Raw genomic sequence first — 12131 nt, 5'->3', positions numbered from 1 at the left:
CCCCCCCCCCCCCCCCCCCCACGACGCTTACGGCGCGATATAACCCAGGCGCGCCTTCAGCGATTGCGGACGGCCTTCGAACAGTGCCGCGTAGTAGACCGTATTGGACAGCACATTCTTGACGTAGTCGCGGGTCTCGTTGAACGGAATCGTCTCCGCGAAGACCGCTCCCTCGACCGGGCGTGCCAGCCCTTCGCGCCATGCCTTCGGACGGCCCGGCCCGGCGTTGTAGCCGGCGGTGGCCAGCACGGGGGACCCGTCGAACTGATTGTAGATCATCGAAAGGTAGTTGGTGCCAAGCAGGATATTGGTGTTGATGTCGTTCATCTGCTCGCGCGAGATCGGACCCAGGCCGATCTTCTTCGCCACCAGTTCTGCCGTGCCCGGCATCAACTGCATCAGACCGCTCGCGCCCACATCCGAGCGCGCATTCATGATGAAGCGCGACTCCTGGCGAATCAGCCCATACGCCCATTCGACATCGAGACCGTTGGACTGCGCATCGCGCTCGACGATATCGCGGAACGGCGACAGGTAGCGCAGCGAGAAATCGTGCTCGGTCTTCGTGCGGTCCGCCGTGTTGACGGTACGGTCATACAGCTCGATACGGCGCGCGTACTCGGCGACGGCGAGCAGTTGGCGGTCGGTCATGGTGCGCAGCGGCCAGTTCCATTCGCGATTGCCTTCGAGCCGCAGGTTGAGCTGATAGAAGCGCTGCGCAAGCGCGAAGCCCGGTGTATTGGCCGCTTGCTGGACCTCGGCGTCCGACACCGTCGTCTTCGGCGGTATCGTGATCTTCTGGCCCAGTTCCTCGGAGGCGAGTTGTCCGTAGAAGTTAAAGCCCGAGGCGATCGTTTCGAATTCCTGGTTGGCCTGGACCGTGTTGCCCGCCTCCTTCAGCGCGCGGGCGTGCCAGTAGACCCAGGACGGCTGGCTGCGCAGCGTGGCCGGCATCTGCTCGATCGACCAGCGCACCATCGTCCAGTCGCCCGCCAGCAGCGCGCTACGCGTGCGCCATTCGTAAGCCGGATTGGACAGCAACGGCGCATTCGCCGACAACCGGTACCAGTCCACCGCGGTCGGCATCTGCTTGGCAGCGGCCTGGTAGGCAATCGTGCCCCAGCCGATCGCGCGCTCCGGCGAACTGAGCGACGGCGCCACCGACGCAAAGGTGGCCGCGGCCATTGCCGGATCGTTGCGCGCCATCCGCGTGATCGCCAGCAAGGCCAGTTGATGCGACTGCGTATCGGGCCCGACGCCGCGCGCCAGCAGCAACGGCGGCGTGCTCGCCGCCTGATCGAACAGCATCGGGTCGGGACGCTGGTTGCCGAGCGCGTCGACCAGCTTGCTGCCGGTACTGGTGTAGTTCTGTTCGTAGGCAAGGCGGATCTGCTGCCAGACGTCGTCCGTGCTGAACTGCTGATTCATGGCGAGCGCCGTGACCAGATCGACGCAACCGTCGCCATACCACTTCGGCTCGACCAGGAGCGCCCGCGCCGCGTCCGCCACGTTTTCGCCGTGCGCGGCGCGCGATTCGAGCGCATAGCACTTGACCTGCGTGTCGTCGTTCAGCACGAAGCGCGCGTATTGCTGGTCGAAGTTATTCCAGTCGTGACGCGCACCGAGCACCACCAGGTAGTCGTTGCGCAGGCGGTCGGCAATCGCCTGGCCGTCGTACTTCTGCAGGAACGACAGCACCGGCGCATCCGGCGCGTCGACGTTCGCATGTCCGCTCGAATCGAACAACTGCGGCTTGAGCTGGAAGTACTCCAGGTACGACGGCGCCGGATAGTCCGGAATCATCGCCGCCAGTTGGGCGGCACGCGCAGGATCGTTATTGCGCGCCGCTTCGCGCAGTTGCACGAAAATCTGGTCGTTGTTGGAGAGTTGCGAAGGCGGAACAGGCTTGCCGGCGGAGGCCGTGCTGCACGCGACGAGTGCCGCAGCGGCGAGCGCAAGACCGACCGCGCGATATACTCGAAAGAGGCGTATTGACATCGTTGTTTCTGGAGCGCGAATTGAGCCCAAGCATAGCACGCAACCCTCTTCCGGAATCGAAAAACGCGCTCCGTAAAACACTGCTGAAAGCACGTCTGCATGCGGCTCTCGAGCCCGCCGCCCAGGAGGCGCTGAGCCGCCGCCTGCTCGATGCATTAAAAGTTTACGAACCTGCTTGCGTGGGGTTTTACTGGCCGCTTCCGGGCGAGTTCGACGCACGTGCGGCAATCGCCATCTGGCTCGCGCTCGGCGCGCACCGGCAAGCCAGTCTGCCGGTGATCACGAAGCGCGGCGAGGCGCTGCAGTTCCACGCGTGGGCGCCGGACACGCCAATGAAAACCGGCCACCACCGGATTCCCGAACCCGCCACAGGGATTGCCGTCACGCCCGATCTGCTGTTCGTGCCGTGTGTCGGCTTCGACGCCGCCGGCTACCGGCTCGGTTACGGCGGCGGCTATTACGATCGCACGCTGGCGGCATGGCCCGGCGCGACCCGGCCGGTCACGGTCGGTGTGGCCTACGAAGCCTGCCGCGTCGATGCGCTGGAACGCGAAGCCCACGACATTCCGCTCGACCTGATCGTCACCGAAGCCGCCTGCTATCCCCAGCCGGCATAACGCCGCGGCTCCGGCCAGCCATCAAAGCGAGGCTGCCGCCCGCGCCGCCGTGTCGTAGAGCCCGGAGGCGTTGCGCATCAGTTGCGCGGCCTCGCCGATCTGCTCATTCGTCAGGCCGCTTTCCCTGAGCGTGGCGATCAGGCAGCTTTCACGCACCTCACGATACTTGAGACAAAGTGCGCGGCCGGCCTCAGTGGCCGAAAAGAACACTTCCTTGCCGGTCTTTTCGCTTTTTACATACCCTCTAGCTACCAGCTTCTTCAGCGCGTAGGTCGCAACGTGGGTGTCCTCGATGTTGAGGACAAAGCAGATATCGGCAAGCTTCTTGCGGCGCTCGCGATGGCTGACGTGATGCAGCAGCGAGACTTCGATGGCGGTCATGTCCTTTTCGCCCGCCGCCGACATGCATCGCACCATCCAGCGGTTGAACGCGTTGCTCGCCATGATGAGCCCGTACTCCAGCTCGGACAGCTCCGCGCTCGTTTCAGACACGAGATGCTCCGAGGAGACGATTTTGGTCGGTTGGCGCGACATGACAGGTGTTCTCGTTACACGAATAGAAGTGAGGTCCCCCAACCCGCCGCCTCGCCGCAGACAAACAACAGGCAAGCGCTCGGGTGGTCCAGCATTTTTCTTGACAGCGCAGTGTACGCCGCGCGCCCCGAAAGCGATGCCTGGAAAAAACTCTTATTGATAAATTGTCGATATTTTATTGAGAATGTACCCTATGCATCATGGATAGCGTTCCTGGTGCCGATAGCCAGTCATGCGCGGTGCACTGCGTACTTTTGCCCCTTTGCATCTTTGCAAGGTTTTCCGACCCGAATGAAGCAGCGATGACCCAACCACGAATCTTTCAGTTCGGCGATGCCGCGCTCGTCTGCGAGGCACCCGCGCCGGCCACGCTCGCTTGCCAGCAGCGCGTCTGGGCCGCCGCCGCGGCGGCGCGCAACTGGCCGCACGTGCTGGAGGTGGTGCCCGGCATGAACAACCTGACCATCGTGTTCGATCCGCTGGAGGCGGATAGCGCCGCCCTCACCGGCCAGTTGCAGGCCGCGTGGGACGCTAGCGGCAGCGCGCCGGCGGTGGGCCGCGAGGTCGAGATTCCGGTGCAGTACGGCGGCGAGTTCGGCCCGGACCTGCAGGTCGTGGCCAATCACACCGGCCTGTCGGCCGAAGAAGTGGTCCGGCGGCATACGGCGGGTGAATATGTGGTGTTCTTCCTCGGCTTCCAGCCCGGCTTCGCCTATCTGGGCGGCCTCGAAGCAGCGCTGCACACGCCGCGCCGGGCCGCGCCCCGGCTCGAGGTGCCGGCGGGGTCGGTGGGCATCGGCGGCGAGCAGACCGGGATCTATCCGGCCACCTCGCCGGGCGGCTGGCAACTGATCGGCCGCACCGCGGCGCCGTTGTTCGACCCCACCCGCACGCCGCCCACCCTGCTGCAGCCGGGCGACCGGGTGCGCTTCACCGTTGCAGGGATAGACGCATGATCGACGTGATTCGCGCGGGTCTTCTGACCACGGTTCAGGATCTTGGACGGCACGGCTACCGGCACCTCGGCGTGGCACTGGGCGGCGCGCTCGACCGGCTGTCGCTCGAAGTGGGCAACCGCCTCGTCGGCAACCGGCCGGATGCAGCCGGCCTCGAGATCACATTCGGGCCGACCGTGCTACGCTTTCCGCGCGCCACCCGGATCGCGATCACCGGCACCGAATTCGGCGCCACGCTCGACGGCAAACCGGTCTATTCATGGTGGAGCCTGCCGGTGCAAGCCGGCCAGGAACTGACACTGCAAGCGGCGAGGCGCGGCATGCGCGGCTACGTCGCGATCGCCGGCGGGATCGACGTGCTGCCCATGCTCGGCTCGCGCAGCACCGACCTCGCCGGGCAGTTCGGCGGCCTCGGCGGCCGCGCGCTGCGCGACGGCGACCGTCTGCCAGTTGGCGTACCGTCGCCGCGCGCCGGCAGCGGTTTTAGTCCACAGGCGCCCGAATTCGGCGTGAAAGCGCCGGCCTGGTGCAAGTTCGTGCTGGTCCACGAGCCGCTGCGCCGCGGCCGCCACCCGTCCGGCGTCGCCTGGGCGGTGCCGATCCGCGTGCTGCCAGGGCCCGAGTACGAGCAATTTCCGGCTGCCGCTCAAGAGGCGTTCTGGTCGGACGAATGGCTCGTCACGCCGAACAGCAACCGCATGGGCTACCGGCTCGCCGGCACCGAACTCAAACGCACGCACAACACCAATCTGCTCTCGCACGCCGTCATGCCCGGCACGATCCAGGTGCCGCCTAACGGCCAGCCCATCGTGCTGCTGAGCGACGCGCAGACCACCGGCGGTTATCCGAAGATCGGCGCGGTGATTCAGGCCGATCTGTGGAAGCTCGCCCAGGTGCGCCTGAACGGCGCGGTCCGTTTTATCCCGACCACGCCTCATGAGGCGCGTCAGGCTTTAGTTGAAGAAAGAACGTATCTGCGGCAGATCGATGCCGCAATCGCGATGCATGAAGAGCGCTGCGCACGCCAACCGGCAGTGGCAGCGTTGTAAGACCCAGTAGAGGAAATTATGGAAATCGATTTGAACGCCGATCTCGGCGAGGGCTATAGCTCCGACGAGGCCCTGCTCGATCTCGTCAGCTCGGCCAATATTGCGTGCGGCTGGCACGCGGGCGGCGCCAATGCGATGCACGACTGCGTGCGCTGGGCCGTGCGCAAAGGCGTCTCGATTGGTGCGCATCCGAGTTTCAACGACCCCGAGAACTTCGGCCGCAAGGAGATGGACCTGCCCGCCGGCGAGATTTACGCAGGCGTGCTGTACCAGCTCGGCGCGCTCTCGGCGATCGCCCAGGCCGAAGGCGGACGCATTGCGCACGTCAAGCCGCACGGCGCGCTTTACAACCAGGCCGCGCGCGACCCGAAGATCGCCGACGCGATCGTCTCCGCGGTGCACGACTTCGATCCGTCGGTGGCGGTGTTCGCGCTCGCCAATAGCGGTCTCGTGACGGCCGCCCGCGAAGCCGGCCTGATCGCCATCGAGGAAGTGTTCGCCGACCGCGGCTATCGCGCCGACGGCTCGCTCGTGCCGCGCAAGGAGCCGGGCGCGCTGCTCGACGACGAAGACGAGGTGCTCGAGCGCACCCTCGCGATGGTGCGCGAGCAACGCGTGCAAGCCGTCGATGGGCACTGGGTGCCGCTCAACGCACAGACCATCTGCCTGCACGGCGACGGTCCGCATGCGCTGGCGTTTGCGCGCCGCATCCGCAGCGCGCTCGAAAGCGCCGGCATCGAAGTTCATGCGGCCAACGCCGTGCGTGCCTGAGCCTGAGCTTGGGCAGCACGCGCCACGGTCAACCATGAAGTACGCGACGCCCCGCTTCGCGCGGGGCGTTCGCCAGGTGCAGTACATCGCAAGACCCGGGACAAGACCCGCAGCACGTCCCTAAGCAACACCATAAGCACCCACCAAGGCAGCACCCGCAGCACGCTCCAGTAGTACGCAAGACCGTACCCGCAGCACAGCAGGCAGCAGCAGACGTAAACCTCTAGACGTACAGACAAAGGCAATTGCAGCACACTGACGCGGCCACTCAGAGCCGCGCACAGCAAGACGGCGCAGGGCACACAGCCCCAGGCCGCGCCTCACGTTAGCCGCCATCAGCGGCAAGGTTAGCAACCCTGTTTGGAGATCCTGATGCAGACAGCAGTCAATCTATGGCCGCTTATCGGCGTGGCCGTGATCATCGTCGGTTTTGTGTTGCGCTTCAATCCGATGCTGATCGTGGCCGCCGCCGCGATCGTCACCGCGCTGGCCGCGCACTTTCCACCCGAAAAAATCCTCGCCGCCATCGGCACCGGCTTCATCAAGACGCGCAACATCCCGCTGATCATCCTGCTGCCGCTGGCGGTGATCGGCCTGCTTGAACGGCACGGCCTGCGCGAGCGGGCGCAGACGTGGATCGCCGGCATCAAGGCCGCCACCGCCGGGCGCCTGCTGATCGTCTATCTGCTGGTACGCGAGCTGACGGCGGCGGTCGGCCTGACCGGCCTCGGCGGCCATCCGCAGATGGTGCGTCCGCTGATCGCGCCGATGACCGAGGGCGCCGCCGAAAGCCGCTACGGCAAGCTCACCGACGCGGTACGCCACCGTCTGCGCGCCTTCGCTGCCGCGACCGACAACGTCGGCCTGTTCTTCGGCGAGGACATCTTCGTCGCCTTCGGCGCGATCGTGCTGATGACCACCTTCCTGCGCGAAGCGGGCATCGAGGTCGAACCGATCCACGTCGCCGTATGGGGCATCCCCACCGCGATCTGCGCGTTCCTGATTCACGGCTTCCGCCTGTATCTGCTCGATCGCAAGCTCGACCGCGAGCTGCGCGGCGATGCCGCTGCGCAGGCGGCTGCGCCAAACCCGTCCGCGACAGGAGACCAGGCATGACGCTCACCATCAACTATCTGTTCTGGCTGCTCGGCATCGTCCTGCTGATCATCGGCGGCATGATTCTCACCGACAAGGAGCACCCGCGCCGTCTAAGCGCCGGCGGCTTCTGGATCCTGTACGCGCTGATCTTCCTGATCGGCGACCTGCTGCCGCCCTCGGTGGTCGGCGTGCTGGTGGTCGCGATGGCGCTGATCGCCGGGTTCGGCGGCGTGACGGCGGGCAAGCCCAGGGTGCTGTCGCTGGAGGCCCGCCAGGCGAGCGCGGCGCGCCTTGGCAACAAGCTGTTCATTCCCGCGTTGACGATTCCGGTCATCACCGTCCTGATCACGCTCGCGGCGAGCCATCTGGTTTTCGGCGGCACGCCCCTGATCGAGCAGAAGAACGTCACGCTGATCGGCTTCGGCATCGGCTGCGTGATCGCGCTCGCGGTGGCCTGCGTCATGACGCGCGACACGGTCGGCCAGTCGGCGAAGGAAGCGCGCCGCCTCGTCGACGCGCTGTCGTGGGCCGCGGTGCTGCCGCAGATGCTCGGCATGCTCGGCCTCGTGTTCTCCGACGCGGGCGTCGGCAAGGCCGTCGCGCACGTGACGACCGCCTATATCAACCTCGACTACCGGTTCGTTGCGGTGGCCGTGTATTGCATCGGCATGGCGGTGTTCACGATGGTGATGGGCAACGGCTTCGCCGCATTCCCGGTGATGACGGGCGGCGTGGGCGTGCCGATTCTGGTCGGCGTGTTCCACGGCAATCCGGCGGTGATGGTGGCGATCGGCATGTTCTCGGGCTACTGCGGCACGCTGATGACGCCGATGGCCGCGAACTTCAACATGGTGCCGGTCGCGCTGCTCGAACTGCCGGACAAGAACGCGGTGATCAAGGTGCAGGTGCCCACGGCGCTGACACTGCTGGTGGTGAATATTTTCCTGCTGAACTTCCTGATGTTCCTGTAGCGCATGGCCGCGCCCGGATCAACGCGGTCCGGGCGCGCCTCTTCACCCCGGCTCCACCACAAACCCGTGCTGCCGCAACAACTGCAGCACGCCTTTTGGCCCACCCAGGTGGAGCGCCCCGATTGCCACGAACACCGGCTTGTTCGACCCGGCAATCAGCAGCATCCGCGCAACGAAACGCCGGTTGCGCTCATACACGATCCGGTTGTCGATCGAAGCCGACACCCGCTTGTCGCGCGCCAGCACCTCGGACTTGGCCGCCTGCCACGCCGCAATCGCATCGGCGTCGCCCACCTTCCAGAGCCGGTGCAAGGTCTGCACATCGGCGAGGTTTTCAGCGGGCGTCTGCACCAGATCCTGCGCCAGCATCTCGCGCTGCTGCGCAAGCGACAGGCTCGTGAACGCGCGCATCTGCTCGCCGAGCGTCTCGAGCCCGACAATCTTGCCGCGCGTGTGCAGGTAGACGTTCTGCAACTGCGCCTCGGTGCCGTACTCGGTCTGCAGCCCGGCGCTCAACGAATCGTAGGTTTCGACCAGCAGCGAAGCGAGCCACGGCCGCATCTTCTTGATCTCATCGAGCGCCGCCGGATTGCCCCGCAAGCGCAGCGCGAGCTTGCGCCACAACGCGTCCGGCAAGAGCTTCGGCAAGCACTCGTAGCGGCACACGCCGTATTTCGACACATCGTCCTGCGACACCAGCAGATCGTCCGGTGAGAGCTCCAGCGCCAGAGTCTGGGAAGCGGCCAGCGCAGCGAGAATCTGCGGACGGAACGGCTGGTTCGGCGGATAGTCGGCCGGATCGCCGACGTGCAGCGTACCGAGGATGTAGATGGTGGTCGTGCCGCGCGTCGCGACATAGAACGGCATGCGCGCCGGCTGGGTGCGCACCGGACCGCCCGTCGTCGTGCTCGACGAATACGGCGGCGGATTGAAACCGGGCAAGCTCGCACGCGGCCGGCCCGGCGAACTCTGTGGCAGGGGCGCCGCGGGAACCGGCAGTGCCGGCCGGGCGCTTTGCGCCGGGGTATTCGCAGCCGCGCCCGCAGCATACGCCGTGGCGACGGGCCGGACAGAACCGAACGAGAGGCTGGCGAGCGTGGCACAACCTAACAGCCAGGCTCGCCAGCGCCGCGTGAAAACGGCGTGACAGCCGCCTTCACGCAGGCGGCGCGCAGGACGACGCGCCGCCGACGCTTCAGGCATCCACGTCCCCCACCTCCTCGGCCCGGTGACACGACACCTGACGTCCATCCACTTCCCGCAGCTTCGGCTCCTCGCTGCGGCAGCGCTCGATCGCGTACGGGCAACGCTGATGGAACGTGCAGCCCGATGGCGGATTGAGCGGCGACGGCATCTCGCCTTGCAGCTTGATCTTGATGCTGCGATCCGCCTCGAAGATCGACGGCGTCGCCGACATCAGCGCCCGCGTGTACGGATGGCGCGGGTTCGAGAAAATCCGCTTCTTGTCGCCGAGTTCGACCACGCCGCCGAAGTACATCACCATCACGTCGTCGGCAATGTGCTCCACCACCGAGAGGTTGTGCGAGATGAACACGTAGCTGGTCTTGAACTGCTCCTGCAGATCCATGAACAGATTGAGAATCTGCGCCTGGATCGACACATCGAGTGCGGAAACCGGTTCGTCGGCCACGACGATCTGCGGATCGAGAATCATCGCGCGCGCAATCGCCACGCGCTGCCGCTGACCGCCCGAGAACATATGCGGGTAGCGTTTGGCGTGCTCCGGCCGCAGGCCGACGGTGCGCATCATCTGCGCGATCCGCTCGGCGCGTTCGCTCGCGCTCAACGGGGTATTGATGGCGAGCGGCTCGCCGAGCGTCTGCTCGACGGTCTTGCGCGGATTCAGCGACGCAAACGGGTTCTGGAACACCATCTGCACGCGCCGCCGCAATGCCGCGATGCGCGTGTGATCGGCGCCGGCCACGTCTTCGCCGTCGATCATCAGACGGCCGGCCGTCGGCCCTTCGATCATCGTCAACTGGCGTGCGAGCGTCGATTTTCCGCAGCCGGATTCGCCGACGACCGCCAGCGTCTTGCCGCGGTCGAGCGAGAACGACACGCCGTTCAGCGCCTTGACGGTGCCGTGGCCGAACATGCCGCGCCTCACCGAGTAGTGCCGCGCCAACTGGTCGGCCACCAGCACGTGGTCGCCCGTCTGACTCGCCTGGCGCCGCGTTTCGGGTACTGCATTCATCGTGCGCCTCCTTGAGTGTGGACGTTGGCATCGCCGGTGAGATTCAGCGGCTTGATACAGCGTACCCTGGCCGCCTCGCTATGGCCCGCGAGCGGGTCGAGCGCCGGGCGCGCCTTGGTGCAGTCGTCCACCACGTACTTGCAGCGCGGCGCGAACAGACACCCTTTGGGCCGGTCGTCGCGGCCCGGCACCATGCCCGGCAACGCCGCCAGCCGCACTGCGCCGACATTGTGCTCGGGAATCGCCGCCAGCAGCGCTTCCGTGTACGGGTGATGCGGCGCGGCAAAGATATCCGGCACCTTGTTGGTTTCGATCACCTCGCCCGCGTACATCACGGCCACGCGCTGCGCGACTTCGGAAACCACGGCGAGATCGTGCGAAATCAGCACGAGCGCCATGCCGCGTTCCTTCTGCAGCTTGACCAGCAGTTCCATGATCTGTGCCTGGATCGTCACGTCGAGCGCGGTGGTCGGCTCGTCGGCAATCAGCAGCTTCGGATTGCAGGCGACCGCCATGGCGATCATCACGCGCTGATTCATCCCGCCCGACATCTGGTGCGGAAACGACGTGATGCGATTTTTCGCATCGGGAATGCCGACCTGGTCGAGCAGTTCGATCGCACGCTTGTGCAACTCGGCGCCGCGCAGCCCTTCGTGCAGCTTCAGCACTTCCTTGATCTGGTAGCCGACGGTGTAGCTCGGGTTCAGACTCGTGAGCGCGTCCTGGAACACCATCGCGATGTCTTTGCCGATGATCTTGCGGCGCTCCTTCGGCGAGGCTTTCAGCAGGTCCTTGCCGTCGAAGCTGACCTCGTCGGCGCTGACCTTGCCCGGTGCGTCGATCAGGCCCATCAGCGCCATCATCGTGACGCTCTTGCCCGAGCCCGATTCGCCCACGACGCCAACCACTTCGCCCGGCGCCACGTCCAGGTTGATGCGGTCGACGGCCGGCAGGCCGTTGAAGTTCACCGCCAGGTTGCGGATGGTCAGTAGATTGTCCATTCAGGCCATCCGTTTCAGTTTGGGATCGAGCGCGTCGCGCAGCCCGTCGCCGAGCAGGTTGATCGCCAGCACCGAGATCACGATGGACAGGCCAGGCAAGGTGACGATCCACCAGGCGTTATCGATGTAGTCGCGTGCCGAGGCGAGCATCGCACCCCACTCCGCCGCCGGCGGTTGCACGCCGAGACCGAGGAAGCCGAGCGCGGCCGCATCGAGAATCGCCGACGAAAAGCCGAGCGTGGCCTGCACGATCAGCGGCGCGGTGCAGTTCGGCAGCACTTGCGAGAACATCAGCCTCAAGGTGCCGGCGCCTGCCACGCGCGAGGCCGTCACGTACTCCTTCTGCAACTCGCCGAGCGCCGAAGCCCGCGTCAGACGCACGTAACCGGGCAACGCCACGATTGCGATGGCGAACATCGTGTTGATGAGGCCCGGACCGATGATCGCCACCACCGCCACCGCGAGCAGCAGCGAGGGCAGCGCGAGCAGCACGTCCATGATGCGCATGATCGGCGTATCGGCCCACTTCTCGAAGAAGGCGGCGATCAAACCGAGCACCACGCCCGGGATCAACGCCAGCACGACCGAGACGAAACCGATCCAGAACGACAGACGCGCGCCATACATCAAGCGGGACAACATGTCGCGACCGGCTTCGTCGGTGCCGAGGATGAACTTCCAGTTGCCGCCGTCGAGCCACGCGGGCGGGATCTTCACGTAGTCGCGGTATTGCTCGATCGGGCTGTGCGGCGCGATCCACGGCGCGAAGATCGCGATGAAGATCAGCACCAGCACGACCACACCGGCCGTTACCGCGCCGCGGTTGCGGGAAAAGTTTGCCCAGAACTCCCGGGCGGCCAGCGCCCGGCCGCTGGGCGGGGTCACTGACTGAGGGACTGTGTTTTGTATATCAGCCACGGC

12 protein-coding genes are annotated in these 12131 nt (G+C 65.8%); 6 read left to right on the top strand and 6 right to left on the bottom strand.

Annotated features, from left to right (window positions below; genetic code table 11):
- Positions 1-27 precede the first annotated feature (27 nt).
- Positions 28-1998, bottom strand: a complete 1971-nt coding sequence (locus AC1ECK_RS04915; protein ID WP_480316439.1) for a lytic transglycosylase domain-containing protein — start codon at positions 1996-1998, stop codon at positions 28-30.
- Positions 1999-2018: 20 nt separating this feature from the next.
- On the opposite strand from AC1ECK_RS04915, the gene AC1ECK_RS04910 reads away from it, so the two are divergent.
- Complete coding sequence (locus AC1ECK_RS04910) at positions 2019-2615, top strand: 5-formyltetrahydrofolate cyclo-ligase (protein WP_480316437.1); 597 nt, start codon at positions 2019-2021, stop codon at positions 2613-2615.
- A 21-nt stretch (positions 2616-2636) separates the two neighbouring features.
- Here AC1ECK_RS04910 and AC1ECK_RS04905 read toward each other — a convergent pair whose 3' ends face one another.
- Positions 2637-3149 (bottom strand): winged helix DNA-binding protein, encoded by a 513-nt coding sequence (locus tag AC1ECK_RS04905; protein ID WP_480316483.1) that lies wholly within the window; start codon positions 3147-3149, stop codon positions 2637-2639.
- 302 nt (positions 3150-3451) lie between these two features.
- Between AC1ECK_RS04905 and pxpB the strand changes: the two genes are divergently transcribed.
- The 5 genes from pxpB to AC1ECK_RS04880 all read left to right on the top strand — a co-directional run bounded on the left by pxpB (position 3452) and on the right by AC1ECK_RS04880 (position 7994).
- Entirely contained in the window at positions 3452-4105 is a 654-nt protein-coding gene (gene pxpB, locus AC1ECK_RS04900; protein ID WP_480316435.1) for a 5-oxoprolinase subunit PxpB, read from the top strand.
- Positions 4102-5154: a 5-oxoprolinase subunit C family protein gene (locus AC1ECK_RS04895; protein ID WP_480316433.1), complete on the top strand. Its 1053-nt coding sequence runs from the start codon at positions 4102-4104 to the stop codon at positions 5152-5154. Before pxpB ends, AC1ECK_RS04895 begins: the two co-directional genes overlap by 4 nt.
- Positions 5155-5172: 18 nt before the next feature.
- On the top strand, positions 5173-5925 hold the full coding sequence (gene pxpA / locus AC1ECK_RS04890) for a 5-oxoprolinase subunit PxpA (RefSeq protein WP_480316431.1): 753 nt from the start codon (positions 5173-5175) through the stop codon (positions 5923-5925).
- Between the two features lie 372 nt (positions 5926-6297).
- Positions 6298-7041, top strand: a complete 744-nt coding sequence (locus AC1ECK_RS04885; RefSeq protein WP_480316429.1) for a DUF969 domain-containing protein — start codon at positions 6298-6300, stop codon at positions 7039-7041.
- Complete coding sequence (locus AC1ECK_RS04880) at positions 7038-7994, top strand: DUF979 domain-containing protein (RefSeq protein ID WP_480316427.1); 957 nt, start codon at positions 7038-7040, stop codon at positions 7992-7994. Before AC1ECK_RS04885 ends, AC1ECK_RS04880 begins: the two co-directional genes overlap by 4 nt.
- A 42-nt stretch (positions 7995-8036) precedes the next feature.
- Here the strand turns inward: AC1ECK_RS04880 and AC1ECK_RS04875 are convergent, their stop codons facing one another.
- The 4 genes from AC1ECK_RS04875 to AC1ECK_RS04860 are packed head-to-tail and all read right to left on the bottom strand — an operon-like array spanning position 8037 to position 12128.
- Positions 8037-9197, bottom strand: a complete 1161-nt coding sequence (locus AC1ECK_RS04875; RefSeq protein WP_480316425.1) for a TraB/GumN family protein — start codon at positions 9195-9197, stop codon at positions 8037-8039.
- The gene (locus tag AC1ECK_RS04870) at positions 9190-10209 is read right to left on the bottom strand and encodes a peptide ABC transporter ATP-binding protein (RefSeq protein WP_480316423.1); all 1020 of its coding nucleotides are present in this window, start codon (positions 10207-10209) and stop codon (positions 9190-9192) included. Before AC1ECK_RS04870 ends, AC1ECK_RS04875 begins: the two co-directional genes overlap by 8 nt.
- The gene (locus AC1ECK_RS04865) at positions 10206-11210 is read right to left on the bottom strand and encodes an ABC transporter ATP-binding protein (protein ID WP_480316421.1); all 1005 of its coding nucleotides are present in this window, start codon (positions 11208-11210) and stop codon (positions 10206-10208) included. The genes AC1ECK_RS04870 and AC1ECK_RS04865 overlap by 4 nt, the downstream gene beginning before the upstream one ends.
- Positions 11211-12128 (bottom strand): ABC transporter permease subunit, encoded by a 918-nt coding sequence (locus AC1ECK_RS04860; protein WP_480316419.1) that lies wholly within the window; start codon positions 12126-12128, stop codon positions 11211-11213.
- Between the last annotated feature and the right edge of the window lie 3 nt (positions 12129-12131).

The sequence above is a fragment of the Paraburkholderia sp. SSBN10T genome (genome assembly GCF_056619545.1).
This window is presented reverse-complemented; position numbering and strand designations above follow the sequence as displayed.

What these genes read in the sequence shown, in the direction of transcription:
- AC1ECK_RS04905 (WP_480316483.1), bottom strand. Translation starts at nt 3,149, where the DNA reads ATGTCGCGCCAACCGACCAAAATCGTCTCCTCGGAGCATCTCGTGTCT.
- AC1ECK_RS04880 (WP_480316427.1), top strand. Translation starts at nt 7,038, where the DNA reads ATGACGCTCACCATCAACTATCTGTTCTGGCTGCTCGGCATCGTCCTG.
- pxpA (WP_480316431.1), top strand. Translation starts at nt 5,173, where the DNA reads ATGGAAATCGATTTGAACGCCGATCTCGGCGAGGGCTATAGCTCCGAC.
- AC1ECK_RS04895 (WP_480316433.1), top strand. Translation starts at nt 4,102, where the DNA reads ATGATCGACGTGATTCGCGCGGGTCTTCTGACCACGGTTCAGGATCTT.
- AC1ECK_RS04865 (WP_480316421.1), bottom strand. Translation starts at nt 11,210, where the DNA reads ATGGACAATCTACTGACCATCCGCAACCTGGCGGTGAACTTCAACGGC.
- AC1ECK_RS04915 (WP_480316439.1), bottom strand. Translation starts at nt 1,998, where the DNA reads ATGTCAATACGCCTCTTTCGAGTATATCGCGCGGTCGGTCTTGCGCTC.
- AC1ECK_RS04875 (WP_480316425.1), bottom strand. Translation starts at nt 9,197, where the DNA reads ATGCCTGAAGCGTCGGCGGCGCGTCGTCCTGCGCGCCGCCTGCGTGAA.
- AC1ECK_RS04870 (WP_480316423.1), bottom strand. Translation starts at nt 10,209, where the DNA reads ATGAATGCAGTACCCGAAACGCGGCGCCAGGCGAGTCAGACGGGCGAC.
- pxpB (WP_480316435.1), top strand. Translation starts at nt 3,452, where the DNA reads ATGACCCAACCACGAATCTTTCAGTTCGGCGATGCCGCGCTCGTCTGC.
- AC1ECK_RS04885 (WP_480316429.1), top strand. Translation starts at nt 6,298, where the DNA reads ATGCAGACAGCAGTCAATCTATGGCCGCTTATCGGCGTGGCCGTGATC.